At 69.0% G+C, this 22650-nt stretch carries 26 protein-coding genes and 1 pseudogene; 13 read left to right on the top strand and 14 right to left on the bottom strand.

The genetic code is table 11. The features are described from left to right. Nucleotides 1-193: 193 nt before the first annotated feature. The 6 genes and pseudogenes from J2X09_RS25380 (at nucleotide 194) to J2X09_RS25360 (ending at nucleotide 4336) form a co-directional block, all read left to right on the top strand. Entirely contained in the window at nucleotides 194-1165 is a 972-nt protein-coding gene (locus J2X09_RS25380) for a TerC family protein (protein ID WP_310309731.1), read from the top strand. Continuing rightward, a complete protein-coding gene (locus tag J2X09_RS25375) occupies nucleotides 1162-1665 on the top strand; it encodes a universal stress protein (protein ID WP_204735612.1) in 504 nt (167 codons plus the stop codon). Before J2X09_RS25380 ends, J2X09_RS25375 begins: the two co-directional genes overlap by 4 nt. 25 nt (nucleotides 1666-1690) lie before the next feature. After that, nucleotides 1691-2629 (top strand): sodium-dependent bicarbonate transport family permease, encoded by a 939-nt coding sequence (locus J2X09_RS25370; protein ID WP_137918454.1) that lies wholly within the window; start codon nucleotides 1691-1693, stop codon nucleotides 2627-2629. 28 nt (nucleotides 2630-2657) lie between these two features. After that, nucleotides 2658-2948: a P-II family nitrogen regulator gene (locus tag J2X09_RS25365; RefSeq protein WP_137918455.1), complete on the top strand. Its 291-nt coding sequence runs from the start codon at nucleotides 2658-2660 to the stop codon at nucleotides 2946-2948. A 6-nt stretch (nucleotides 2949-2954) separates the two neighbouring features. Then, nucleotides 2955-3227: pseudogene (locus J2X09_RS27125) on the top strand (Rrf2 family transcriptional regulator); the annotation flags it as partial. Between the two features lie 203 nt (nucleotides 3228-3430). After that, complete coding sequence (locus J2X09_RS25360) at nucleotides 3431-4336, top strand: universal stress protein (protein WP_204735613.1); 906 nt, start codon at nucleotides 3431-3433, stop codon at nucleotides 4334-4336. Between the two features lie 39 nt (nucleotides 4337-4375). Here the strand turns inward: J2X09_RS25360 and J2X09_RS25355 are convergent, their stop codons facing one another. Beyond that, the gene (locus tag J2X09_RS25355; RefSeq protein WP_204735614.1) at nucleotides 4376-4933 is read right to left on the bottom strand and encodes a metal-independent carbonic anhydrase family protein; all 558 of its coding nucleotides are present in this window, start codon (nucleotides 4931-4933) and stop codon (nucleotides 4376-4378) included. A 172-nt stretch (nucleotides 4934-5105) separates the two neighbouring features. On the opposite strand from J2X09_RS25355, the gene J2X09_RS25350 reads away from it, so the two are divergent. The 3 genes from J2X09_RS25350 (at nucleotide 5106) to J2X09_RS25340 (ending at nucleotide 8121) form a co-directional block, all read left to right on the top strand. Further along, entirely contained in the window at nucleotides 5106-6731 is a 1626-nt protein-coding gene (locus J2X09_RS25350) for a sensor histidine kinase (RefSeq protein WP_204735615.1), read from the top strand. After that, a complete protein-coding gene (locus J2X09_RS25345; RefSeq protein ID WP_204735616.1) occupies nucleotides 6728-7438 on the top strand; it encodes a response regulator transcription factor in 711 nt (236 codons plus the stop codon). The genes J2X09_RS25350 and J2X09_RS25345 overlap by 4 nt, the downstream gene beginning before the upstream one ends. Nucleotides 7439-7725: 287 nt before the next feature. Then, nucleotides 7726-8121, top strand: coding sequence for a YbaN family protein (locus tag J2X09_RS25340; protein WP_204735617.1), 396 nt, complete (start codon nucleotides 7726-7728; stop codon nucleotides 8119-8121). A gap of 136 nt (nucleotides 8122-8257) precedes the next feature. On the opposite strand, the gene J2X09_RS25335 is transcribed toward J2X09_RS25340, so the two are convergent. The 4 genes from J2X09_RS25335 to J2X09_RS27120 form a co-directional block, all read right to left on the bottom strand. Next, a complete protein-coding gene (locus J2X09_RS25335) occupies nucleotides 8258-8491 on the bottom strand; it encodes a diacylglycerol kinase (protein WP_204735618.1) in 234 nt (77 codons plus the stop codon). Nucleotides 8492-8503: 12 nt separating this feature from the next. After that, nucleotides 8504-8659 (bottom strand): hypothetical protein, encoded by a 156-nt coding sequence (locus tag J2X09_RS25330; RefSeq protein WP_204735619.1) that lies wholly within the window; start codon nucleotides 8657-8659, stop codon nucleotides 8504-8506. 39 nt (nucleotides 8660-8698) lie between these two features. After that, nucleotides 8699-9778, bottom strand: a complete 1080-nt coding sequence (locus J2X09_RS25325) for a calcium/sodium antiporter (protein WP_204735620.1) — start codon at nucleotides 9776-9778, stop codon at nucleotides 8699-8701. A gap of 113 nt (nucleotides 9779-9891) precedes the next feature. Then, nucleotides 9892-10746 (bottom strand): DUF2459 domain-containing protein, encoded by an 855-nt coding sequence (locus tag J2X09_RS27120; protein WP_204735621.1) that lies wholly within the window; start codon nucleotides 10744-10746, stop codon nucleotides 9892-9894. 214 nt (nucleotides 10747-10960) lie between these two features. Here J2X09_RS27120 and J2X09_RS25320 point away from each other — a divergent pair, with 214 nt between their 5' ends. From J2X09_RS25320 to J2X09_RS25310, 3 genes are read left to right on the top strand one after another with little or no spacing between them, the layout of a single operon-like run. Further along, on the top strand, nucleotides 10961-12037 hold the full coding sequence (locus J2X09_RS25320) for an NAD(P)-dependent alcohol dehydrogenase (RefSeq protein ID WP_204735622.1): 1077 nt from the start codon (nucleotides 10961-10963) through the stop codon (nucleotides 12035-12037). Next, the gene (locus J2X09_RS25315; RefSeq protein WP_137918474.1) at nucleotides 12034-12654 is read left to right on the top strand and encodes a hypothetical protein; all 621 of its coding nucleotides are present in this window, start codon (nucleotides 12034-12036) and stop codon (nucleotides 12652-12654) included. The genes J2X09_RS25320 and J2X09_RS25315 overlap by 4 nt, the downstream gene beginning before the upstream one ends. 38 nt (nucleotides 12655-12692) lie before the next feature. Further along, nucleotides 12693-13157, top strand: coding sequence for a hypothetical protein (locus tag J2X09_RS25310; RefSeq protein WP_137918475.1), 465 nt, complete (start codon nucleotides 12693-12695; stop codon nucleotides 13155-13157). A 57-nt stretch (nucleotides 13158-13214) separates the two neighbouring features. Here the strand turns inward: J2X09_RS25310 and J2X09_RS25305 are convergent, their stop codons facing one another. The 8 genes from J2X09_RS25305 to J2X09_RS25270 are packed head-to-tail and all read right to left on the bottom strand — an operon-like array spanning nucleotide 13215 to nucleotide 20539. Beyond that, nucleotides 13215-14972, bottom strand: a complete 1758-nt coding sequence (locus tag J2X09_RS25305; protein ID WP_137918476.1) for a complex I subunit 5 family protein — start codon at nucleotides 14970-14972, stop codon at nucleotides 13215-13217. Between the two features lie 4 nt (nucleotides 14973-14976). After that, nucleotides 14977-16473: a proton-conducting transporter transmembrane domain-containing protein gene (locus J2X09_RS25300; protein ID WP_137918477.1), complete on the bottom strand. Its 1497-nt coding sequence runs from the start codon at nucleotides 16471-16473 to the stop codon at nucleotides 14977-14979. Further along, nucleotides 16470-17996 (bottom strand): complex I subunit 5 family protein, encoded by a 1527-nt coding sequence (locus J2X09_RS25295; RefSeq protein ID WP_204735623.1) that lies wholly within the window; start codon nucleotides 17994-17996, stop codon nucleotides 16470-16472. Before J2X09_RS25295 ends, J2X09_RS25300 begins: the two co-directional genes overlap by 4 nt. Further along, nucleotides 17993-18316: an NADH-quinone oxidoreductase subunit K gene (locus tag J2X09_RS25290; protein WP_204735624.1), complete on the bottom strand. Its 324-nt coding sequence runs from the start codon at nucleotides 18314-18316 to the stop codon at nucleotides 17993-17995. The genes J2X09_RS25295 and J2X09_RS25290 overlap by 4 nt, the downstream gene beginning before the upstream one ends. Beyond that, complete coding sequence (locus J2X09_RS25285; RefSeq protein ID WP_204735625.1) at nucleotides 18313-19287, bottom strand: hydrogenase subunit MbhD domain-containing protein; 975 nt, start codon at nucleotides 19285-19287, stop codon at nucleotides 18313-18315. The genes J2X09_RS25290 and J2X09_RS25285 overlap by 4 nt, the downstream gene beginning before the upstream one ends. Further along, nucleotides 19277-19651 carry a cation:proton antiporter gene (locus tag J2X09_RS25280; protein WP_204735626.1) on the bottom strand — a complete coding sequence of 125 codons (375 nt, stop codon included), beginning with the start codon at nucleotides 19649-19651 and terminating at the stop codon, nucleotides 19277-19279. Before J2X09_RS25280 ends, J2X09_RS25285 begins: the two co-directional genes overlap by 11 nt. After that, on the bottom strand, nucleotides 19648-19980 hold the full coding sequence (locus J2X09_RS25275; protein WP_204735627.1) for an MrpF/PhaF family protein: 333 nt from the start codon (nucleotides 19978-19980) through the stop codon (nucleotides 19648-19650). Before J2X09_RS25275 ends, J2X09_RS25280 begins: the two co-directional genes overlap by 4 nt. Nucleotides 19981-19984: 4 nt before the next feature. Further along, nucleotides 19985-20539 (bottom strand): Na+/H+ antiporter subunit E, encoded by a 555-nt coding sequence (locus tag J2X09_RS25270; protein ID WP_137918482.1) that lies wholly within the window; start codon nucleotides 20537-20539, stop codon nucleotides 19985-19987. A gap of 303 nt (nucleotides 20540-20842) precedes the next feature. Here J2X09_RS25270 and J2X09_RS25265 point away from each other — a divergent pair, with 303 nt between their 5' ends. Beyond that, nucleotides 20843-21124 carry a nitroreductase family protein gene (locus J2X09_RS25265; RefSeq protein ID WP_204735628.1) on the top strand — a complete coding sequence of 94 codons (282 nt, stop codon included), beginning with the start codon at nucleotides 20843-20845 and terminating at the stop codon, nucleotides 21122-21124. Between the two features lie 53 nt (nucleotides 21125-21177). On the opposite strand, the gene J2X09_RS25260 is transcribed toward J2X09_RS25265, so the two are convergent. Continuing rightward, entirely contained in the window at nucleotides 21178-22029 is an 852-nt protein-coding gene (locus J2X09_RS25260; RefSeq protein ID WP_204735629.1) for a mechanosensitive ion channel family protein, read from the bottom strand. Between the last annotated feature and the right edge of the window lie 621 nt (nucleotides 22030-22650).

Here is a 22650-nt window from a genome sequence, read left to right as displayed (position 1 = left end):
GCGTAGAGCGCGAGACGGTGAGACGGCCCATCGCGGGGTTGGCAGCGCGCGGAGGCCCGGCAGTGACCGGTTGCCCCATGGACATCATCGGCGTCGCCGCGCTGCAGGGCGCGTGGCGTTTCCCCGTAACATCCCCATCCCCAGCGAAACGGAGCGCCGACGCTGCAAGGCTGCACCGCGTTCCCACCTTGCCATGAACATAGACTCCTTCGCCACTGGCCCGATGTGGGCCGGTTTCATTGTCTTCGTGCTCGCGATGCTGGCGCTGGACCTGTTCGTCCTCGGCGGCAACAAGGCGCACCGGGTCTCCGTCAAGGAGGCCGGCAGTTGGGTAGCGGCCTGGGTCACGCTGGCCTTCACGTTTGCGGCGCTGATGTGGTGGTACCTGGACGCCAACGTTGGCCGCGAGATGGCCGACCGCAAGACGCTCGAGTTCATCACCGGCTACCTGATCGAACAGACGCTGTCAGTCGACAACATGTTCGTCTTCGTGATGATCTTCAGCTACTTCGCCGTGCCGCCGGAGTTGCAGCGGCGCGTTCTGCTGTACGGGGTGCTGGGTGCGATCGTCATGCGCGCCGGCATGATTCTGGCCGGCGTCTGGCTGGTGAGCGAGTTCGCTTGGATCCTTTACGTGTTCGGTGTGTTCTTGATCGTGACCGGTATCAAAATGCTGGTTTTCGCCGATAAGCAGCCCGACCTGGAAAAGAACCCACTGCTGCGCTGGCTGCGCGCTCACATGCGCATCACGCCGGTGTTCCACGGCGAAAAGTTCTTCGTGCGCATCAACGGTGTGCGCTGGGCCACCCCGATGTTTCTGGTGCTGATGATGATCGAGGTCAGCGATCTGGTGTTTGCCGTCGACAGCATCCCGGCCATCTTCGCGGTCACCACCGACCCGTTCATCGTCTTCACGTCCAACATCTTCGCCATCATGGGGTTGCGGGCGCTGTACTTCCTGCTCGCCGACATAGCCGAGCGCTTCCACCTGCTCAAGTACGGCCTGGCGCTGGTCCTGGTCTTCATCGGTGGCAAGATGCTCGCGGCGCCCTGGTTCCACATGCCGGTGCAGTGGTCGCTGGCCATCGTCGGCTCGGTGATTCTGGTCTCCATTTTGCTCAGCCTCAAATTCTCTGCCCGTAAATCCGACCGCCCTGCGACATGACAAACACCACGCCCACTGCGATCCCCGCCCCGGACCGAATGGCCCGTGACGAACACGGCCGCCTGGTGTACGCCAGTTGGGGCACAGCCCCGCAGGCTCATGCCGGCCGCTGGCTCGTCGCCGTTGACGGCTCGGAAGGATCCTTGCGCGCCGCATCGATGGGGGCGCGGCTGATTGCCGCTGAAGCGCGCGCCGAGGTCGACCTGGTACACGTCCATCCCTGGCTGGTCAAGGAAGCTGCCGAGGCGGAGCTCGCGCGGCGCTGCTGGCACGTCTCCGCCGCCGCGCGCGCTCTCATGGATGAGATGGGCATTGCGTGGCGGCTGCACGCACGCATGGGAGATGCGGCCGAGGAGATCGACGCGTTGGCGCAGGAACTCGGCAGCCAGGGTATTGCCATCGGCTCGCACGGCTTGACTGCCGCCGAGTCGCTCTTGCTCGGCTCGGTGGCCTACAAGGTCGTGCACCTCGCCAAGGTGCCGGTACTGATCGTGCGCTGAACCGGCCCGGACTGATCGCCGCACGATGCCGCACTTCGAGCCCGTTATCCTGTTCTTCCTGCTGGGCGCGCTGGCCGGTTTTTTGCGTTCGGACCTGCGCATTCCAGGTGTCCTCTACGAGTCATTGAGCATCTTCCTGCTGCTGGCCATCGGCCTGAAGGGCGGGGTGGAACTGGCGCGCTACCCGCTTGCCACCGTCGCGCTTCCCGCGCTGGTGGTGGTTGCCGTAGGGGCGCTGATCCCGCTGGTGGCTTACCCGGTGCTGCGCCGCTTCGGCCGTTTGCCGCGAGCCGATGCGGGGTCGATCGCCGGCCACTACGGATCGGTGAGCGTGGTCACTTTCGCGGTTGGAACAACCTACCTGGCTCGCCTCGGCCATGAGGGCGAAGGTTACATGACGGTGATGCTCGTGCTGCTTGAGTTCCCGGCGCTGGTGATCGGCGTCCTGCTGGCACGGCGCGGCGAGCCCGGCACACCTTGGGGAAAGGTGCTTCATGAGGTGCTCGCTGGCAAGAGCATCGTGCTGCTGTTGGGAGGACTGGCCATCGGCTGGTTCGCAGGCCCCGGCGGCATCGAGCCACTGGATCGCCTGTTCTTCGACCTGTTCAAGGGCGTGCTCGCGTTTTTCCTTCTCGAAATGGGCCTGGTGGCGGCGAGCCGCTTCGGCGAACTGCGCCGCGCCGGGCCATTCCTGCTCGTCTTCGCTACCGTCATGCCGCTCTTCTCCGCCGGCCTGGGCCTGGCCACGGGCGCGTTGCTGGGTCTGTCCGTCGGTGGCGTGACGCTCTTGGCCACGCTGTACGCCAGTGCGTCCTACATCGCAGCGCCTGCGGCCATGCGGCTGGCAGTTCCACAAGCCAATCCGGCCCTGTCGATCGGCGCGGCGCTGGGCATCACTTTTCCGTTCAACCTGCTGGTCGGCATCCCGCTGTATCACCGGCTCGCGCAGCAAGTCGTACAGTGAGTATGTAATGCAATTACCGGAAACAGGGATGATCAAACTGCTGACCGTTGTATGCGAGGCCGCGCTTGAGACCACGCTTCTGCGCGACCTCGAGTCGCTGGATGCGCGTGGCTACACGGTGACCGACGCGCGCGGCAAGGGCAGCCGAGGTCGGCGTGACGCCACCTGGGGCCCGCACGCCAACATCCGGATTGAGGTGCTGTGCAACGCGCAGACCGCCAGCGCCATCTGCAAGGCGTTGCGCGAGCGCTACTACGACAACTACTCGATGGTCCTGTTCGTGGCCGATGTCGAGGTGCTGCGGCCGGAGAAATTCTGACCCAACATGTTCCGAAAGCCCACTATGCCCATCGCCGGGAAGGCCCGACTGGCCGTCGCCGCGCTGCTCGAGCTGGCGCAGGAGCCGGGCCATCAACCATTGCCCATGATCAGTGCACGCTTGCGTGTGTCCGTGTCCTGTCTCGAATTCCTGTTGTCGCGGCTGCGGCGAGGCGGGTTGGTTCGCAGCACACGAGGCCCGGGGGCGTCGATTGCCTCGCCGGAACAGATCACCGTGCAGGAGGTGGACGCTGCGGTGCACGCGGGCGACGAGCCAACGCGCAATGGCGCGGAGCAAGGCAAGCAGCCCGGCGGCGTGCGCATGGCGTCTTCTGGTACGAATTCGAGCAGTCGGCGGTGCGTTTCCTGTCGTCGGTTTCGTTGTGCGGCTTCTTCGATACCCACCGACGTGGCGGACGGGCGGATGATGCTGCCGCCTGAACGATCCCAAACCACCCAAACCACCTACAACGGAGAATCCCCATGCGCATCCTCATGCCCGTCGACGCCAGCAGCTTCAGCAAGGCCGCCGTCGCTTTCGTCACCTCGCGCTCCACTCTCCTCGAGGAGCCGACCGACGTGGAACTGGTCAACATCCAGTACCACGTCCCATTGCGCGTTTCCCGTGCCTTGAGCAAGGAGGTGGTGCGGAACTACTATGAGACGGAGGCGGCCCGGGCTTTAAAATCCGCTACAGCCGCGCTCAAGCGTGCAGGGGCGACAACGACGGCACGGTACGTCGTCGGCAACGTGGCCCATAAACTGGCGGCGATCGTCGCCAACGATCCGGCTGACCTGATCGTGATGGGCTCTCACGGCGCCACCGGCCTGAAGCTGCTGCTGCTCGGCTCTGTTGCCAGCACTGTGGCCGTCTCAAGTACCAAGCCGCTGCTTATAGTGCGGGAGGGTGCCGTACCGCGCAAGGATTCGCTCAAGCTCGGCATCGCGCTCGATGGCAGCCCGTATGGGCTGGCGGCAGCGCGTTTCGTGGCCAGACACCGCAAGCTGTTCGGCCCGGCTCCCGCGATCTCGCTGATCCACATGGCCCCTGAACTGACGAAGATCGTTGTGCCGGGCTGGTTGGAGCGCGAGGTCGAGACCGGCATCAAGCCGGAACAGATCGAGGCGATGCACAAGGCCGCCTTCGAAAGCGTGTTCGCGCCGGTGCGCGAAGTACTGGACGGCGCCGGACTGGCATCGAAGGAAGTCCGGCTCATCGGCCGTGTGCCCGGCGACGAGATCGCGGCGCACGCCACGAAGAGCCGGCTGGACCTGCTGGTCATGGGCTCGCTGGGGTTCGGCGCCAGCCGGCACACGGCCATGGGCTCCGTGGCCGCGCGAGTCGCCTCGCGCTGCCGCACGGCGCTACTGCTGGTGCGCGAGAAGTAGCGCGGCAGGGCCGGGTGCAAAGCCCGGCCCGGAGCGCACTCAGTTGGCGCGGTACGGCAGCGACGAGTGGTGCACGACGATGCGCAGCTTGCCGCTGTCGTCTTTGAGGAACTTCCAGGTCTTGTCCACGGTGGTGACCTTGCCGTCCTTGTCGGTGATCGACACGTTGCCCATCGAGGTGGCGACGTCGCCGGCGATGAAGATCGCCGCGTTGTTCACGTCCACCTTTCGCCAGCCCTTGAGGGCGAAGCCGGTGTCCTTGGGGAAGCTGGGGTCGCCGCCGACGAAGTAGGCCAGCGCCCCGGCGCGCGTGGTGCGGAAGGTCTGCGGCGCCTCGGTCAGCGTGGGCTTGAACAGCACCGGGCCGAACTGGTAGCCATAGGCGCCGTCGATCACCTCCCCGGCCAGCCGGCGTGCGGCCACAGCGCCCTGGCGCTCGTGCGCGGTGCTGATGGCCACCAGGGCATCACCCCAGGCGCGCTGCGCAGCCAGCACTTCGGTTTCGGTGATCGCCTTGTTGACTACGGGGGCCTGCGCGGCGGCGGTGCCGAGTGCCACGATGAGGGCGGAGGCGAGGGCGGCGGAACGTAACTTCATGATATTGCACTCCAGTGCGTTGTTGTGAGAGTAGTCATTGCACCGCGCTGCCGTGAACCCGGGCTGAACCCCAGATGACGGGCTGCTGAACGGCGCATGAACGGTGCATGAATTCAGGCCCGGTCGCGCCTTTTGTGGGTCGCATGTCCGCAATCGACAGCGACAATGGCGCATGTTCAGAACCAAGCTCACGCTGGCCCTGGCCGGGCTCGGACTGGCGGCCGCCCTGCAGGGCGCGGCGGCGCTCTGGCGCCTAAGCGAAGCCGACCGCCAGGTGCTGCGCGGGCGCGTGGCCAGCGATATCCACGTCACGTTCGTCGAGTTGTCGGTGGCCAAGCAGCGGCTGCGTTCCTGGGCCGCGCAGCGGCAGGCCGACGCGGGTGCCGAACCGGCCGAGCGCGAGGCCTTGCTGGCCGACATGCGCCGTGCGCTCGTCGAGCTCGAAAAGCTCGCACTGCAGGCGCCGGGGTCGGCGTCCGGCGCGGCCGCGGGCACCGAAGCAGCGCAGCGGGCTGGCGTGCTCACCACGCTCGCGCGCAGCGTGAACTTGCTCGACCTGGCGAGCCGCAACGTCCAGCCGCTGGCCGCAGACGCCGATGCACGCCCGGCGTGGCAGGCGCTGTCCGATCGGTTCGACCGGCCAGACGGGCACGACCTGCGCGCATTGCTGAACGACAGCATGCGGCGCGAGGCCGCCGCGGTGGCACGCGAACGCAAGGCGGCGGATGCCTCGCTCGAACAAGCGCGTCTGCTGTGGTCCGGTGCCGCGGCCGTACTCTGCCTGGCCGCGCTCTTGCTGGCCGGCTACTTCGCGCGGGCCCTGCGACAGCCGCTGGCAGCCTTGCGCGACGGCGTGGACGCGCTGCACCGGGGCGATCTGACGCACCGCATCGCCATCGACAGCCGGGATGAGTTCGGTGATGTGGCTCGCAGCATGAACGCCATGGCCGCAGAGTTGTTGCAGCATCGCGAGCGCGAAACGCAGGCCCGGCAGCACCTCGAGCAGCTGGTGCGGTCGCGCACCGTCGAGCTGAGTGCAGCGCTGGCGTCGTTGCAGCAGGTGGACGAGCGCCGGCGGCGCTTGTTCGCCGACGTCAGCCACGAGCTGCGCACGCCGGCCACGGCCATCCGCGGCGAGGCCCAGGTGGCCTTGCGTGGCCGCGACAAGCCGGTCGAGGAGTACAAGGACTCGTTGCGTCGCGTCGCCGACACCGCCGCACAGTTGGGCCAGGTGATCGACGACCTGCTGGTCGTCGCGCGGGAGGACATCGACGCGCTCGCTGTCCAGCGCGAGACCATCGACCTGCGCGATGCCATCGCTGCGGCGCTGGAGCAGGCGCGTGGGCTGGCGGGCGCGCAGCAGGTGCGAGTGGAATCGGCGCCTCTGCCGGCGCATGCCATGCCCGTGCTGGGCGACACGCCGCGCCTGCGGCAACTGCTCGCCGTGCTGCTGGACAATGCGGTGCGCTACTCGAGGCCCGGCGGCCTGGTGCGGCTGTGCGTCGATCCGCTGCAGCCGCAAGGTGAGCTGCCGCAGTGGGACGTGCGGGTCGAGGACCGCGGCATCGGTATCGCTGCCGACGAGCTGCCGCAAGTGTTCGAACGCCACTTCCGGGGTGCGCAGGCGCGGCGCCATTTCGCGGGCGGCTGCGGCCTTGGCCTGTCCATCGCCGCCGCCCTGGCGCGCGCGCACGGCGGTGAGCTCACGCTCGAGAGCACGCCAGGCGGTGGAACCACGGCCCGCTTTCGGCTGCCGCAGTGGCTGGGCGAGTCGCTGGCGAGCCCGATCACGTCATGAACATCCTGTTGATCGAAGACGACGCGCGCATCGTCAGCTTCCTGCAACGCGGCCTGCGTGCGGAGGGCCACGCCGTGCAGGTGGCGTACGACGGCCCGGGCGGCCTGGCCCTGGCCCGTGACGCCGCGCGCGAGCTGCGCCAGGGCGGCCCCTCATGCATCGTGCTTTTGGATGTGATGCTGCCGGGCCTGGATGGGGTGGAGGTCTGCCGCACCCTGCGGGCTGAGAACAATCCCTTGCCGATCCTGATGCTAACGGCGCTGGGCGAGGTCGACGAGCGTGTGACCGGCCTGCGAGCCGGCGCCGACGACTACCTGCCCAAGCCCTTCGACTTCGACGAGTTGCTGGCGCGCATCGACGCACTCGCGCGGCGCGCGCGCACGCTGCCCAGCGAGCGGGCGTCGCAACTCGTCGTCGACGATCTCGTGTTCGACCGCGACTCGAAGAAGGTCAGCCGCGGCGGCAACGTCATCGAGCTGACGGCGCGCGAGCTCGCGCTGCTGGAGCTGTTGATGTCGGCGCCAGGACGGCTGTTCAGCCGCGAGCGCATTCTGGCTGGCGCCTGGGGCGTGAACGAGGATCCGCTGACGAACGTCGTGGACGTCTACGTGGGACGCCTGCGCGCCAAGATCGACATCGGCGGCTGCAGGCCGCTTATCCACACGCAACGCGGGCTCGGCTATCGCCTGGAGGCGCCCGCCGGCTGATCGGCCTCGTGTCCGACCGCAGTCCTCAATCTCCTGCGAACGCGCGCTGATGGCAGGCGTGGCTTGCGCTTCGTCATTTGCGCCCACGGTGCAGCCTCAAGGGCTGGGTCAGCCGTCGGCAGTGCCTAGGCGGCATCGGGCGAAGTCCGCAACTCGCTTCGTGTACCCTCCCGTATCGCTGGGTAGTGGCTGTGACACCCTTTTCACGCACAGCCTTTTGCAGCCAGTAGTTTGTTTCAGTACGACAAACGATTCGCCAATCGCCGTGGCAGAACCAGGAGTAGCTTTTGAAGAATTCACGGTTGGCGTCTCGTTGGCAGCGTCCGCTGTACCTTTCGGTGGGATGCATGTGCTTGGCGCTTGGTGTCGTGGCGCTGGTTATTCCGCTGATTCCGGGCGTCGTATTTCTGGTGTTGGCAACCGCCTGCTTCTCGCGATCCTCGCCCGAGTTGGAACAGTGGTTGAAGACGCACCCGCGCTTCGGCAAACTGATCGTCAATTGGCAGTCGTCGGGTGTACTGCCTCGCGGGGCAAAGTGGATCATCATCGCCAGCATGCTTGCGAGTTATTCGTTGATCTTTTTCGAAACCGATTCGCGTCAAATTCAAGCCGCGGCAGCGATCGTCATGCTGGTCGTCATCGCCTATGTTTGGCAGCGGCCCGAGCAGGTCGACGCGCCCTGAGGTTTTTCTGCGGAGCAGCATGAAAACCTTCGGCGCGGAGCGACGCTGATCCTGCCGTCGGCACCTGAATCATCTTGCCATCCCGCCGTGCGTCGGAGCTACGCGATCAACGCAGTCCCCCGTGCGCAGCCACACTTCAGCCCGCCCGAAGGGCCGCTAGGCGAGGCCACAGCTCCATCAGTTCCACGGTCAGCACGATCGCCCAAGCCAGAATCGCGACCCCGGTGGCGGCAGCCGCGACGTCCTTGATGATGCCGATCTTATCGTTGTGGCGCGTTTCGACGAAGTCGCACAGCGCCTCGATTGCGGTGTTGAAGAGTTCCGCCGCCAGCACGACGCCGGTGGCCAGCAGGATGACCGCGGCGTCCACCCAGGCGCGCAGTCACAGTGCCAGCCCCAACACCAGCACCGACAACACGGCCTTGTAGAGCACGCTGAAGTCGTGCAGGGCGGCGTAGCGCAGGCCGGCGAGGACCACGGCAGCCTTGCGCAGCGGGTGATAGCCGGGCTCGCCCGTGCCGAGGAACTTGTTTCTCATGGGGCTCTCCAGGCCGGGGCGCCACGGTCCGCCCCGGCTTCAGTGGGCCGGTGTCCTGCGGCGCAGCAGCACCGCCACCAGCGTGATCACGGTCAGCGGCAGCACGAAGCCGGTCATTGCCAGCGTGTAGGTGCGCAGTGCGTCGTGCTGCTGCGCGGCGAGGATCAGGTAGGCCACGTAGCCGACGTAGTACAGCACGAAGACCGCGCCCTCCCAGCGCGCGATCTCGCGGCCGGTCAGGAACACCGGCACGCAGGCCAGCGCCACGGCCAGCATGACCCACATGTCGAAGGCCTGCACCGAAGGTGGCACGATCAGTCCGGCGTCGCCCGCGACCAGCCCTGCGAGGCCCAGGCAGCCCAGGATGTTGAAGAGGTTGCTGCCGATGACGTTGCCGACCGCGATGTCACGCTCTCCCTTGATCGCGGCGGTGATCGAAGCGGCTACTTCCGGTAGCGAGGTGCCGGCGGCGACGATGGTCAGCCCGATCACGAGGTCGCTGACGCCCAGCGCCTTGGCGAACGTCACCGCGGCCTCGACCAGCCATTGCGAGCCCAGCACCAGAGCGGCGAGACCCGCGACCACGAGCCCGATCTGCACGAGCGGCGAACGGTCCCAGGTGGTTGTCACTGCAGGCCCGAGCGCTTCGGTGTATTCATCCTGCGCGGCGCGGGTCTGGCGCCGCGACTGCACGACCAGGAAGACCGTATAGCCGATGAGCAGCGCCAGCAGCAGCGCCGCATCCAGGAATCCGATGCGCCCGTCGAGCGACAGCAGCAGCAGCAGTAGCGAGGCACCGATCATGATCGGCACCTCCTGGCGAATGAGCTGGAGGTTCACGACCAGCGGCACGATCAGCGCGCTGACACCGAGAATGAACAGAACGTTGAAGACGTTGCTGCCGACGACATTGCCGATTGCGATGTCGACCCGCCCATCCAGCACGGCACCCACCGACACGGCCATTTCCGGGGCGCTGGTGCCGAAGGCCACGACCGTCAATCCGACAACGAGTGGCGAGATGCCGAACGAAAGCGCCAGCTTCGACGCGCCGCGCACCAGAAGGCCGGCGCCGACGACCAGAGCGAGCAGGCCACCCGCGAACATCAAGAACTGCATTTCCACTCCTGTCGTTGTTCACCGCACGTTCGTTGCTTCTGACCATACCAAGCTATGGCAGGGCGGACAGCGGCGACGTTATGGTTTGAAAGGACTTTAACCGATCATGTGCGTCAGTCCTGCACACGAGTCGGCTGGGCCTCGCCGTCGGCTGCCCTATCGCGCCCGCATGCAGGATGGCCAGGATCACCGGCCCGACAAAGAGCCCGATCAGCCCGAAGGCCGCGAGGCCACCTAGCCCCCATTCTCGCTCGAACGAGTTGTCCAGGCCCGGTGCGGCCGCGCGACGTGACGCCTGCCGCAGTTCGGCGGCCACCCGGGCCACCTTGTGCAGCAGGTGCTGCGCCGTGTCGTCCTGCGTGGTGTGGGTGTCCTCGCCGCCGACTTCCGACGGGCGTGCCCGCGGTGAGCGCCAGCGCCAGGCGCACCGCGACGCCGGTATCGCGCAGCCGTGCCGCGATCCATACGTTGCAGGTCACGAAGAGGTGGAAGCGCTCAACCGAGCCATAAAAGCGCCCCCGGCCGTACAGCGAGGGCTTCGGCAGCCCTTCGGCGTCGCGCGCGTGGCTGGCGGCTAAGGCAGCGGTGATGCGCCGCGCGCCATCGCGGCTGATGTGCAGGGTCGACATCGGCGTTGGTGAGTTGTTGCGCCGGCGTGCTGCACATCGTTGCACTGCGCGGCGCGCCGGGGCTGGGCCATAACGACGCGAGCAGGCCGGCACAAAGCCACGGATCACTGGCCTAGTAATAAGCCCGTCCCAGCAGGCCTCGAAGTGCTCGGCATCGGGGAAGTCGCGCCGAGCCGGCCATGCGTTATCGATCACGGTGGCCGGTATCACGAGGCCGCTCTGGCAGCCGTGCGAGACCACCAGCACGGTGACGGTATCGGCTGTCGTTTCTATGGCTGTGGCGCCGGGCGCAACGCCAAGCAAGCTGGCCGTTGCCAACGCGGGGATCACCGAACGCATGCGCGTCACGATTCGCTACCCGGCGCTTGGGCGGTATCGGGAGGCGTACGCATCTGCGTCAGTCGAAATCACATGGGCGAGTCTGGGTCGACGCGGCAGTGGCGCTGACATCTTCAGCTCGCTTGTTGACGAGTGTCAATCTGCGATCCGATGGGCCGTCTAGGATGGGAACTCCCCACAAGCTAACGCCCTCGCAACAGGGCAGGAGGTTCCCATGGCAATGAAGATGAAAGCGGCGGTGTTCGTCGAACCCGGCCGCATCGTGCTCGACGACAAGCCGATCCCCGACGTGGGTCCGTTGGACGCGCTGCTGCGCGTGACCACGACCACGATCTGCGGTACCGACGTGCACATCCTCAAGGGCGAGTACCCGGTGGCGCGCGGCCTGACCGTGGGTCATGAGCCGGTGGGCGTGATCGAGAAGCTCGGCTCGGCGGTCAAAGGCTACTGCGAGGGCCAGCGCGTGATCGCCGGTGCCATCACCCCCAGCGGCTGGAGCAACGCCTGCCTGTGCGGCTGCGGCGCGCAGGACGGCGCCGGCACCGCGCATGGCTGGAAGCCGCTGGGCGGCTGGCGCCTGGGCAACACCATCGACGGCTGCCAGGCCGAATACGTGCTGGTGCCCGATGCGATGGTCAACCTCGCGCCCGTTCCCGACGAACTCAGCGACGAGCAGGTGCTGATGTGCCCCGACATCATGTCCACCGGTTTCGGCGGCGCCGAGCGCGGCGGCATCCGCATCGGCGACACGGTGGCGGTCTTCGCCCAGGGGCCGATCGGGCTGTGCGCCACCGCCGGCGCCAAGCTCAGCGGCGCGACGACGGTGATCGGCGTCGACCGCCTGGCCTCGCGGCTGGAAATCGCGCGCCGCATGGGCGCCGACCACGTCATCGACAGCAGCCGCGTCGACCCGGTCGAAGAGATCCTGCGCCTGACCGGCGGGCGCGGCGTCGATGTCGCGATCGAGGCGCTGGGCATCCAGGCCACCTTCGAGGCTTGCCTGCGCGTGTTGCGCCCGGGCGGCACGCTGTCCAGCCTGGGCGTCTATTCGGGCGACCTGACGATTCCGCTCGGCGCGTTCGCCGCCGGGCTGGGCGACCACCAGATCGTGACGACGCTGTGCCCCGGCGGCAAGGAACGCATGCGCCGGCTGATGGCGGTGATCCAGGCCGGCCGGGTCGATCTCGGGCCGATGGTGACGCACCGCTTCAAGCTCGACGACATCGAGCGCGCCTACGACCTGTTCGGGCACCAGCGCGACGGCGTGCTCAAGGTGGCCATCACGCCATGAGGAGACGCCCCTGCGAGGCGGTGCGGCCGCCGCGTGCCCCTGCGCGCCTCTTGTCGATGGCCCTGGCCGCGCTGCTGAGCGCGTCGCTGGCCGGCTGCGCGTCGCTGCTGCCTCGGGGCTCGAGTGAACAGCCCTCGGGCTTCGACAGTTTCGAGTCGGCGCAGCGTGCGCTCGAGCAGGTGCTGCCGTTCCGCACCACCGTCGCCGAACTCGCGGGGCTGGGCTTCGACCCGGAGGGTGGGCGCAACGTCACGCGGGTGCCGTACCCTGAGGTCGTGACGCGGCTCGCGCCGCATCCCGGCGTGCCGCTGGAGACGCTGGACGAGGGTGTGCGCGCCTGCGTGGCCGCGCAGGCGCAATGCCGGGCCTACGTCTTCCATCTGGGCGGGCAGACGCAACGCCGCGAGGGCTCGTTCTGGCTCGACTTCTTCAACTTCAAGCGCACCACGGCCGTGGCCGGCTGGCGTTTCGACGGACTGGTCGTGGTGCGCGGCGAACTGGTCGTCTTCCGCAACTTCGGTGGCGAGGCGCGCATCGACCGCACCGAGCGGCAGGTCAATCCGCTGGGTCCGCTGCAGCGCGCCGGCGACGCCGTCGGTGCGCGCATACTCAACTGAGCGTTCCCATCGACTCCACAACTCGAAAGCAAGCCATCATGCCCACCGAATCCCCCGATCGCGCCGTAGCCCCCCGTCGCAGCCCCTGGCCGCACGTCTTCGTCTGGCTGTCCATGTTGCTGCTGCTCCTGCTGTGGTCGCTGCTGGCCTGGGCGGCCCATGCCCTGGCCGACTGGTCCGGGTGGTCGGCCTGGGCCACGGGGGGTGGCGCAGGTACCGCTGGCTGGCAGGTTTGGATCGGCGCCCTCGAACTGCCGGCCTGGCTGGCACCCTGGCTGCCCGCGCAGTCGCTGGAAGCGGTCAAGGCGATGCTCGCGGCGTCCGCGCCAATGATCGAGTGGGCGGTTGCCAGCGCACCTGCGCTGATGGCCTGGCTGCCGACGCTGGTGCTCGTCTTTTGGGGGGTCGGCGCGGTACTGTTGGTGTTGGCCGGCGTTGCGCTCAGCGTGGCCGTCGGCATCTGGCGCCGGCGCGTGCAGCCGGCGCTGGCGGGCACGCGCTGACCGAAGCGGCGAGCGCGTCGGAAGGCCGGCTTCGTGCCGCTGCGCCGCGCCGGTGCCCTACGCCGACGCGATCAACAGCACGACCATGGCGGCGCCGAGAAGGGCCAGCGCGAGGCCGCTGCCGCCAGCCAGCGCAGATTCGGCGCGGCCCAACCAGGGCCATGACGGCACGGTGGCGTGCGCCACGGGCTCGGCGCCGTGCTCGGCGTGCCCCGCCGCCGCCCCATGCCCGTCCTGCTTCGACCCGGCGAGGGCTCTGGCCAGCGCCAGCAGCGGCACCACCAGGTCCCCCGGCGGCACCGCGAGCGAATCGGCGCTTGGGCTTCTGCGGCGCCATGCCGAGAGCAGCAGCGCCAGGCTGACGCCCAGTACGATTGGCCAGCTCGCGGCCGCCCAGCCGCCGGCCGTGGAGGGCAGCAGTTCGCGCGTTTCTCCGATCACCAACCATCCGGCCGCGCTGGCGGCCACCAGCAGCGCCCAACCGGCCCACATGGCAAGGTTCGGCGGGTGCGCGGCGTGGTTTCCCGCGTCGCGCTTCAGCAGCCAGATCGTGCGCAGCATCACCAGGGTCGTGCCGGCAGCGGCCAGGCTCAAGGCCATGCCGAGCCAGGCCCAGGTCTCGGGCAGCGCAGCCTTGAGCGCCGCCTTGGCCGCGTAGCCGCTGGTCAGCGGCGCGCCGGCCAGGGCCAGCGCCGGCAGCGCCAAGCCCAGCATCCACAGCGCACGTGCGCGCGCCGTCGCTGCGCCAACCAGGCTGACGCCCAGGAACAGCGCCGCCTTCGCAAAAGCGTGGTGGAACGCATACAGCGTGGCCGCGGCCACTGCCGCCGGGGCCGCAGCAGGCACGGCCAGCGACAAACCGACGGCCACCGTGACGAAGCCCATCTGGCTGATGCTCGAATAGGCCAGCGCCGCCTTGGCATGTTGCTGCATCGCGCCCACCAGCGCTGCGGCGAACGCGGCCACCAGTCCGAGCACGACCAGCGCCTCGCCCCAGGCCGGCGCCGCCAGCGAGGCGCTGCCCGGCACGCCCAGCGGCAGCAGGCGCAGCCAGCCCAACAGGCCGGCCTTGATCATCGCGCCCGACAGCACGGCGCTGGCCGGCGTCGGCGCCACCGGGTGCGCCAGCGGCAGCCACACGTGCAGCGGCAGCGCACCGACCTTGATCCCGAAGCCCACAAGCGTGAGGCCGATCACCGCATCGCGCCACGGCGACACCGCTAGCGCCGGGCCGATGTCTGCGAAGTTCAGGCTGCCCGCAGCTTGCCAGGCCAGCGCGATGGCGGCGAACAGCGCCAGTTCGCCCAGCACCACCAGCGCCAGGTAGACGCGGCCCGCATGCAGGGCCTCGGGCGTGCGCGAGTGCACCACCAGCCCGTAGGAAGCGAAGCTCATCAGGGCGAAGAAGACATAGAAGCTCGCCGCGTCCTGCGCCAGCACGAGGCCGAAGTTGCCCGCCATTGCCGCGCACCAGAACAGCCAGAAGCTGTTGCGCCGCGGGTCGTCGTGCAGATAGCCCAGCGCATGCACGCCGCCGGCCAGCCACAGCGCCGAGGTGAAGAGCAGGAAGATGCGCCCGGTGCCGTCCAGCCCGAAGCGCGCACCGAGGAACAGCCACGGCAGGTCGACGGCACCCGGCGCTGCGAACAGCGCCACGCCCAGGGCGGGCAGCGCCGCCAGCGGCAGCAGCAGGCGCAGGCGGTTCAGCCGGCGCAGCGCCGGCAGCAGGAGCAGCATGGCGGCCAGCGGCACGAGCGCCGGGGCCAGCCAGGTCAGCGCACCGCCGGTCGCAGCGATGAAGGCGTCAGACGCCATCGCGTCAGCCACCGCCGTACTCCCGGCGAATGATCAGATACGCCCAGTCGAGCGGGCTCCACGGCGTCGCCGCCAGCACGCCCACGCCCACCGAGAACAGCGCCGTCAGCAGCACCGGCACCAGCAGCATCGGCTTGGCGTCGCGGCCGCGACCGTCCTCGTGCGGCCAGGGGCCGTTCTGGGGGCGGAACCAGGCGCGGTGCAACACCGGCAGGAAGTACATCGCATTGAGCAGGCTCGAGACGGCGAGCACGCCGATGGCCCACCATTGGCCCGCCTGCGCCGCGCCGGCGCCAAGGTAGAGCTTGCTGACGAAGCCGGCCACCGGCGGCACACCGATCATGCCGAGCGCGCCGACTGTGAAGGCGGCGGTGGTCAGCGGCATGCGCCGGCCGATGCCGTCCATCTCGCTGACGTGGTGCACGCCGAGCGTCTCGGCATAGTTGCCTGCGCTGAAGAACAGGGTGATCTTCATCAGCCCCTGGTGCACCAGGTGCACCAGCGCGCCTGTCGTCGCCACCGGCCCGAGCAGCGCCGTGCCGAGCACGATGTAGGAGACTTGGCTCACGGTGGAGTAGGCCAGGCGCTTCTTCAACTCGTCCTGCATCAGCGCGCGCAGCGATCCGTAGATGATCGTCACTGCGGCCACCATGGCCAGCGGCGTCAGCACGCCGAGTGTCGCGGCGAATTCGATGCCGAACATCTCGTAGACCACGCGCACGATGGCGAAGGCCCCCGCCTTGACCACCGCCACCGCGTGCAGCAGGGCCGACACCGGCGCCGGCGCGACCATTGCCTGCGGCAACCAGCCGTGCAGCGGCACCAGCGCGGCCTTGACGCCGAAGCCGGTCACCAGGGCGGCAAAGAGCAGCACCAGGGCCGTGGCATGGTCGGCGCCGAAAGGTTTCAGGTAGCCGCCGCCGACGAAGTCCTGCGGCCCGGTAAGCACCTGGCTGGCGGCCACCGCCAGCAGCAGCAGCGCGCCGGCCGGCACGGTGTAGAAGAGGTAGGTGCGCCCGGCCGCCAGCGCAGCCGGGGTGCCGCGGTGGATGACCAGCGGATAGGTCACCAGCGTGAGGATCTCGTAGAACACGAACAGCGTGAACAGGTTGCCTGCTAACGCGATGCCCGCGGTGGCCGAGACGCACAGGCTGAAGAAGCCGAAGAAGCGGCTGCGGTGCGGCGAATCTTCGAGGTAGCCGATCGCATAGACCGTGGTCAGCAGCCACAGCAGGGCCGATAGGGTCATGAAAAGCAGGCTCAGTTCGTCGGCGCGCAGCACCAGGTCCAGCCCGGGCAACACCGTCATGCGCGCTTCGTACTCGTGGAAGCGGCCGATGTTCCAGAGCATCATGCCGACCAGGCCCAGCTTGGCGAAGGCGCCCGCCAGGTTCAGCGTGGCGCGCAGCCCGCGCCGGTCTTCGGGCAGCAGGAAGATGACCAGCCCTGGCAGCAGCGAACTCGCCACCACCGCCAGCGGCACCCAGGCCTGCGCGCTCACGGCAGGGCCCCGACCGCGAGCAGGCGGCGCAGTGGTTCGCCTGCGGCAACCAGGGCCACGGCCACCAGAGCCAGGGCCAGGGCCGCCAGTTGCGGGGCCGCCGGCACCTCTGCCGAGGCCTTGTCGGCGGGGGCATCGGCGAAGGCCCGAGACAGGGCGTGGAACAGGAACGCGGCCGACAGCAGGCTGCCGGCCAGCACCACCGCCACGGCCCACCAGGCACCGGCGCGCACCGCGGCTTCGACCAGCGCGAACTTGCCGACGAAGCCGCCCGTGGGCGGCAGACCGACCAAGCTGAGCGCGGCCAGCGCGAAGGCGGTGGCGGTGATCGGCAGCCGCGAGCCGAAGCCTGCCATCGCGTCGATGCGGTCATGCCCGTAGGCGGCCAGCAGCGAGCCGGCGCACATGAACATCGAGGCCTTGGCCGCCGCATGGCTGGCCGCGAGCAGCACGGCGGCATGCATCGCCCCACCTGCCGAGCCCCCCGCCACCGCCAACGGCAGCGCGATCATCAAGTAGCCCAGTTGAGCCACGGTGGAGTAGGCGATCATGGCCTTGAGGCGCGCCTGGCGCAGCGCCTGCAGGCCGCCCCAAAGCACGGCGAGCGCGCCTAGCGCACCCAGCAACGCGGGCACCACGCCGGCGCCCGGCAGGGGACCGAACAGGTCCAGCCACAGCCGCGCGAGCAGGTAGAAGCCGGCCTTGACGACCAGGGCCGACAACGCTGCCGACACCGGCGCCGGCGCCGATCCGTGCGCCGGCGGCAGCCAGAAGTGAAGCGGGAAGATCGCGGTCTTGACGAGTAACCCGGCGGTCATCAGCGCCGCGGCCAGCCACACCGACAGGCCGGGCTGCAGGCTCTGGCGCAGCTGCAGCAGGTCCATCGTCTGGTGCGCCGCGTACAACAGCTCGACGCCCAGAATGTAGAGCATGGAGCCCAGCAGCGCGAACAGCAGGTAGCGCAGTGCGGCGGCGGCCGCACCCGCGCCGGCCAGCGCCACCAGTGCCACCGCGGCCAGCCCGAGCAGTTCCAGCGTGACGTAGATGTTGAACAGGTCGCCCGACAGGTACAGCGCGTTGAGTGCGCCCCAGGCCAGCAGCCACACCGGCCAGAACAGCCACTGGGTCGAGGCCGGCGCTGGCGGCGCGACTTCGCCGGCCGGCCCGGGCGGGCCGGCGGTGAGGGCGTTTGGGTCTTGGTGGGCGTGGTGGCCTGCGGCACCGAAGTAGCGCCACGCGTAGACCGAGATGCCCGCGCCGATCACCGCGGTTATCAGCAGCATCGCTGCGGCCAGACCGTCGGCGCGCAACTCGATCCCCAGCGGCACTGCCCAGCCGCCGACCGCGACGCGCTGCATGCCACCCGTCATCACCTCCGCCGCCAGTGCGAACGCTGCCGCGACACCGAGCGCGCTCGTCAGCAGGCTGGCGGCCGCGGCGCCACGCCGGCCGGCCAGCAGCGCCGCCACCGCACCGGCCAACGGCACCACGAGCACTGTCACGAGCGCTGCGCTGCCGGTCATGGCGAAGCGTCGTCGCGGTCTTCGGGCAGGCGCGGGCTGCCCTCGTGCACATGCATGCGCCGCAGCAGCGCCAGCGCCAGCGCGGTGGCGCTGACGGCGACGACGATGCCGGTCAGCACCATCGCGTGAGGCACCGGGTCGGGGCGGGCGGCGCTGTCGGTCGTGCGCGAGGCCAGCGCGACCAGCATCATGAACACGCCCGAGCCCAGCACGTTCAGGCCTAGCAGGCGGCGCAGCACATGCCGCGCCGCCAGCGCCGCATACAGCCCCATGGCCACCAGCGCGATGCCGGCCAGGCCGTACAGCAGCGCCAGGCTCACGGTACCGCCCCCGTGTCCTGAGCGCCTGTCGTGGGGCTCGCGGCCAGCGAGTCACTCACCGTGCGTTCGCGGCCGACGAACAGCGCCACCATGATCAGCGCAATCGACAGCATGGCGGCCGCCTCGATCGCCAGGATGATGGCGCCGGCGTGCGCGGGCGGGAAGGTCAGGAAGCCGCCGCCGAGCAGGGCCGTTGTCACGCCGGCCGCCAGAAAAACTGCGAAGCCGAGCACGACGATCGCCCGCACCACGAGGCTCGGACCGAGCGAGAGCGGCCGCGCCAGGTGCCACAGCACGCCGCCGGCGGCCAGCAGCGCCGCGCCCTGGAAGGCGCCACCCGGTGCGTGCGCACCGACCCACAACAAGTAGCCGGCCACGATCACCGCCAGCGGCAGCAGCACGCGCAGCAGCAGCCCGAGCATCGGGTCCGCCACAGGGCGGGGCAGCGCCGGCTCGGCATCGAGGATCCATACGCCCAGCACCGCCAGCATCAGCACGCCGATCTCGAGCAGCGTGTCGTAGCCGCGGTAGTTGAGCAGGGTGGCCGTCACCGGGTTGCTGACGCCGCTGGCCTGCAACTGCTGCAGCGCCGGCTCGGCCAGTCCCGGCCAGCGCTCGGGCAGGGCCAGCGCCGAGGCGACCAGGAGCGCGGCCAAGCCGAGTGCCGCCAGCGCGACGCCGGTGCGCGCCGGCGTCAGGCCGAGCGGCCGCGGCTCGTCAGCGGCGCCCGAGCGGCCCAGGCGCGCCAGCGTGTCGAGCAGCAGCGCGCCCGCCAAGCCGGCGCCGATCGCGGCCTCGGCCAGCGCGACATCGGGCGCGCCCAGCCGCACCCAGGCCAGCGACAGCAGCAGCCCGAAGACAATGAACTGCACGACGGCCTTGAACAGGTCGGCGCTGGCCAGCGCACGCCAGCCCAACCAGAGCAGCAGGAGCACGAGCACGGCGTCGAAGACCTGCACCTCAGCGGCCATCGTCGCCTCCTGCGGCCGGCTCGCCTGGGGGCGCCGGACGTGTCGGCTGCATTGGCGAGCCGTCGTCCGCGCGCACCACCGAGGCTGTGGCCGAGCGTGCGACCAGGTAGCAGGCCACCGAACTGGCGAACAACACCAGCAGCCAGACCAGCAGCAGCTTGAGCACTTCCTGCACGTTGGCCGCCTGCAGCATCAGGCCGGCCACGACGAGACCCAGGCCGAGGTTATCGGCTTTGGTCAGCGCATGCAGCCGCGACAGCAGGTCGGGCAGCCGCAGCACGCCGACGCTGCCGGCCATGAAAAACAGTGCGCCGGCGCCGATCAGCGTCAGCGACAGTCCTTCACGCCAGGGGATGCCGGTCATGCTTGCGGCCCCTGTACCGGCCCGTTGACCGGGGTCGGGCCGGTGTCTGGTGGCGACGCCGGTATCGCCTCGGGTGGCGACACGCCAATGCGCCGCACGAACACCGCACTGGCCACGCTGGCCAGCAGCGCCAACACCAGAGCCACGTCGAGCAGGGCGGGGGCGTCCGTCGCGCGCGCCAGCAGCAGCAGCACGGCCACGACGCCGGTGCCCAGCAACTGCGCGGCCAGCATGCGGTCGCCGTTGGACGGGCCACGTTCCACGCGCAGGAGGCCGAGCGCGATCGTCGCCAGCACCAGCGCGGCCAAGATCCACAGTGCGGCGGCCATCCGCTCAGCCCTGACCGGGCGCTCCGGGCGCCACAGCGGGCAGTGCGAGCGAGAACAGGCCGGCGACGGCATCTTCGAGCGCTGCCAGTTCGGCGGCCACTGGCGCGCCGGTGTCGAGGGCGTGAATCAGCAGATCCCGCCCACCGACGTTTGCCACCAGCGTGCCCGGCAGCAGGCTCACGCAGAGCGCGAATAGCGAGCGTGCCGGTCCGTCCTCGGGCAGCCGCCAGAGGTACTGCACCAGGCCCGGTGCGACGCGCGGGTGCGACGCGCTGACGCGCCGCGCCACGTCCACACCACCGCGCAGTGACTCGCGCAGGAAGAAGGCCGCGAAGCGCAGCGCACCCGACAGGCTCAGGCCCCATGGCCCTCGCGGGGCCAGGGGCGTAAGCAGTGCCGCTGCCACGATCGTCGGAACACCGACGATCCAGGACGACGCCGTGCCGCCCGCCACGACCCACCAGAGCAGCGCCAGAGCAGCGAGGCGCCCGATCCATTGGCTAGGCCGCGCCGATGCGGCCGTCGCCGGATCGGCGCTGAGGTTAGAGGATGCGTGCATGTGTTGTTCTTGCGTCCCGTGGCTGGGTTCGGGTTCGCGCCCGGGCGGGATCAATCAGCCCGCTCCCCGCGTCACAGGTACGACGGGCCGACACGTTGACACCAACGGCGAAGTACCTTCGGTTCCGGAAGTTCAACTAAGAATAGCACGGCACCATGTCGACTCCGCGCCGCAAGGGTCGGGAGCGACCGAATGGGGCCAAGTGAGCCTGGCCGCAGAATGCCTCCAGCATGGAACCCTTGTCGGACGCAATGGAGATCGCGCGCGCTGCATTGCCAGGTTGGTCGGACGAGCCCCTACCGCGTGACGCCCGCGTCCGCCGCAGCGCGCTGCGCGACGGTGTTCGTGCTGACCATCGCACGCGCTGGCTTCACCCAAGACCCCGCCGGTGCCGCGCGCGGCTACTGCCACACGGTCCTGGAGTTCGGGATGATCGGCGAGCGCCTGTACCTGAAGGCTGGCGCGCTCGGGCTGGGCGTGTGTGCAGTGGGCACCTTCTACGACGACGAGGCGGCCGCGCTGGTCGGCATCGACCCTACGCCAGAATGGCCGGTGCACTTCGTTACTCTGGGCTGGCCGGCGTGAAATCGACCACCCCTCCCCGCTGCGCGGGCACTCCCCAGTGGGGAGGCTCAGGCCTACGCTTGGGAGCGGCCCGGCGCTGGCCTGAGCACGCGCCAGATGTCCTTGAAGACCGCTTGTTCGACCTTGGCACGTTCCGCGCCCGGGCAGGTGACGCGCACGACGAGAACCAACTGCCTCGGATCGGAGAAGTCCCAGGAGACCCTGTTCCGGCCCGAAGGGTAGGCGATGAAGCTCTCGGCAGAGATCTTGCGGAAGTGGGCCAAGGCTTCGTCGCGCCAGGCGCTGGTGGCCTGATCGGCCGCCGCCAGGGCAGCCTCTTCGATTCGGTCCAGGTCGGACCCACTGCCTCTGGGAATGGGCATGCGGATGAGGTGCAGGGCGTACTCGCCGGTGGGTGAGTTGTTCTTGAGGGGAATGGTCAGCAGCAGCCCGTTCGGAAACTCGGCCGTCTTGCCCGTGACCTGCCCGGCGTGGTCCAGCTCGACCAGGGTGGTGGCAAACATGTCGATGTCGACGACCCGTCCGTGGAGCTGGTTGAACTCGATGAGATCGCCGACCTTGAAGGGTTGAACCAGGGTGACGTACAAGTAGCCCAGCACGCACATCACCAGGTCCTTGCTGACGATCAGCAGCGCACCGGCGACGGCCGCCACCGACAAAGCGAAGCCGGCGATCGTCGACGCCCAGACCGAGACGATGATCAGCAGCACCAGGAACCAGATGACGTTGCGTGCCCACACCAGGTGCATGCGCCGCTTCTCGGCGGAGATTTCGCCGCGGGCCAGATAGCGGGCCCAGAGGTGAGACAGCGCCAGCCCGAGGCCGATCAGGATGGCGGTGGCAATGACCTTTTCCCATTGACCGGGAATTGCAGCGAACAGTTTTTCGAGGGTCGGGCTGGACATCGTGTAGCGTCGGCAGTTGTCGAGTAGGCGGGCCAGGGAGGGCGTAATCGGCGCCCTGTCGATCCATGTGCTTCAGCCCCTGACCATGCACGGGACGAGTCTGCCGCAAGTCAAGCGGACTTCACGACCAGCGTCGCGCAAACATTGTGCCAGCTTCGGGCTGCACGAGTCCTGGGGACGTGAGTCGGCAACGAGCAAGTGGATCAGCGTGCTACGTTTGAGAATCGCCGTGACCGCAGTGCGTGCGCCGCACAGACCGGTGAAGACTCTGAGAAGCACGCCTTCGCGCTTCTCGATGCTCAGGCGCCGGGCGTGCAAAGCCACCCCGGCGAGAGTCTCGGTCATGGCGAAGAGGAGGGTGCTTGTGTCCATGGACGAGGCCCGCGATCGGTATGGGCGCTGCGCAATGTGGGAAGCGTCACTGAGCCGGCCGATTGCACCTGGTCAGGCTGCGTGCCCGAGCCGCCGCCGCGACGGTGCCACACCGCGATGAGAAGGTGGGCGCCGGCACCCAGCGCCACGAGCAAGACGCGCCCGATGCCCCAGACCACCCAGGTCCCGCCGTCAAACCGTTGGCCAGCGCGGGCGCCGCCTGAAGCAGGCTGTCGACGAGGGGCCCGA

It is taken from the genome of Hydrogenophaga laconesensis (genome assembly GCF_031457235.1).
In the GTDB taxonomy this organism is placed as follows: Bacteria; Pseudomonadota; Gammaproteobacteria; order Burkholderiales; family Burkholderiaceae_C; genus Hydrogenophaga; species Hydrogenophaga laconesensis.
Note: the sequence above shows the minus strand (reverse complement) of the source record. Positions and strands in the feature narration are given on the sequence as shown.

Excerpts from the sequence above, each read along its gene's own strand:
- J2X09_RS25380 (WP_310309731.1), top strand. The coding sequence starts at position 194 with ATGAACATAGACTCCTTCGCCACTGGCCCGATGTGGGCCGGTTTCATT.
- J2X09_RS25375 (WP_204735612.1), top strand. The coding sequence starts at position 1,162 with ATGACAAACACCACGCCCACTGCGATCCCCGCCCCGGACCGAATGGCC.
- J2X09_RS25370 (WP_137918454.1), top strand. The coding sequence starts at position 1,691 with ATGCCGCACTTCGAGCCCGTTATCCTGTTCTTCCTGCTGGGCGCGCTG.
- J2X09_RS25365 (WP_137918455.1), top strand. The coding sequence starts at position 2,658 with ATGATCAAACTGCTGACCGTTGTATGCGAGGCCGCGCTTGAGACCACG.
- J2X09_RS25360 (WP_204735613.1), top strand. The coding sequence starts at position 3,431 with ATGCGCATCCTCATGCCCGTCGACGCCAGCAGCTTCAGCAAGGCCGCC.
- J2X09_RS25355 (WP_204735614.1), bottom strand. The coding sequence starts at position 4,933 with ATGAAGTTACGTTCCGCCGCCCTCGCCTCCGCCCTCATCGTGGCACTC.
- J2X09_RS25350 (WP_204735615.1), top strand. The coding sequence starts at position 5,106 with ATGTTCAGAACCAAGCTCACGCTGGCCCTGGCCGGGCTCGGACTGGCG.
- J2X09_RS25345 (WP_204735616.1), top strand. The coding sequence starts at position 6,728 with ATGAACATCCTGTTGATCGAAGACGACGCGCGCATCGTCAGCTTCCTG.
- J2X09_RS25330 (WP_204735619.1), bottom strand. The coding sequence starts at position 8,659 with ATGAGAAACAAGTTCCTCGGCACGGGCGAGCCCGGCTATCACCCGCTG.
- J2X09_RS25325 (WP_204735620.1), bottom strand. The coding sequence starts at position 9,778 with ATGCAGTTCTTGATGTTCGCGGGTGGCCTGCTCGCTCTGGTCGTCGGC.
- J2X09_RS27120 (WP_204735621.1), bottom strand. The coding sequence starts at position 10,746 with ATGCGTTCGGTGATCCCCGCGTTGGCAACGGCCAGCTTGCTTGGCGTT.
- J2X09_RS25320 (WP_204735622.1), top strand. The coding sequence starts at position 10,961 with ATGGCAATGAAGATGAAAGCGGCGGTGTTCGTCGAACCCGGCCGCATC.
- J2X09_RS25315 (WP_137918474.1), top strand. The coding sequence starts at position 12,034 with ATGAGGAGACGCCCCTGCGAGGCGGTGCGGCCGCCGCGTGCCCCTGCG.
- J2X09_RS25310 (WP_137918475.1), top strand. The coding sequence starts at position 12,693 with ATGCCCACCGAATCCCCCGATCGCGCCGTAGCCCCCCGTCGCAGCCCC.
- J2X09_RS25305 (WP_137918476.1), bottom strand. The coding sequence starts at position 14,972 with ATGGCGTCTGACGCCTTCATCGCTGCGACCGGCGGTGCGCTGACCTGG.
- J2X09_RS25295 (WP_204735623.1), bottom strand. The coding sequence starts at position 17,996 with ATGACCGGCAGCGCAGCGCTCGTGACAGTGCTCGTGGTGCCGTTGGCC.
- J2X09_RS25285 (WP_204735625.1), bottom strand. The coding sequence starts at position 19,287 with ATGGCCGCTGAGGTGCAGGTCTTCGACGCCGTGCTCGTGCTCCTGCTG.
- J2X09_RS25280 (WP_204735626.1), bottom strand. The coding sequence starts at position 19,651 with ATGACCGGCATCCCCTGGCGTGAAGGACTGTCGCTGACGCTGATCGGC.
- J2X09_RS25275 (WP_204735627.1), bottom strand. The coding sequence starts at position 19,980 with ATGGCCGCCGCACTGTGGATCTTGGCCGCGCTGGTGCTGGCGACGATC.
- J2X09_RS25270 (WP_137918482.1), bottom strand. The coding sequence starts at position 20,539 with ATGCACGCATCCTCTAACCTCAGCGCCGATCCGGCGACGGCCGCATCG.
- J2X09_RS25260 (WP_204735629.1), bottom strand. The coding sequence starts at position 22,029 with ATGTCCAGCCCGACCCTCGAAAAACTGTTCGCTGCAATTCCCGGTCAA.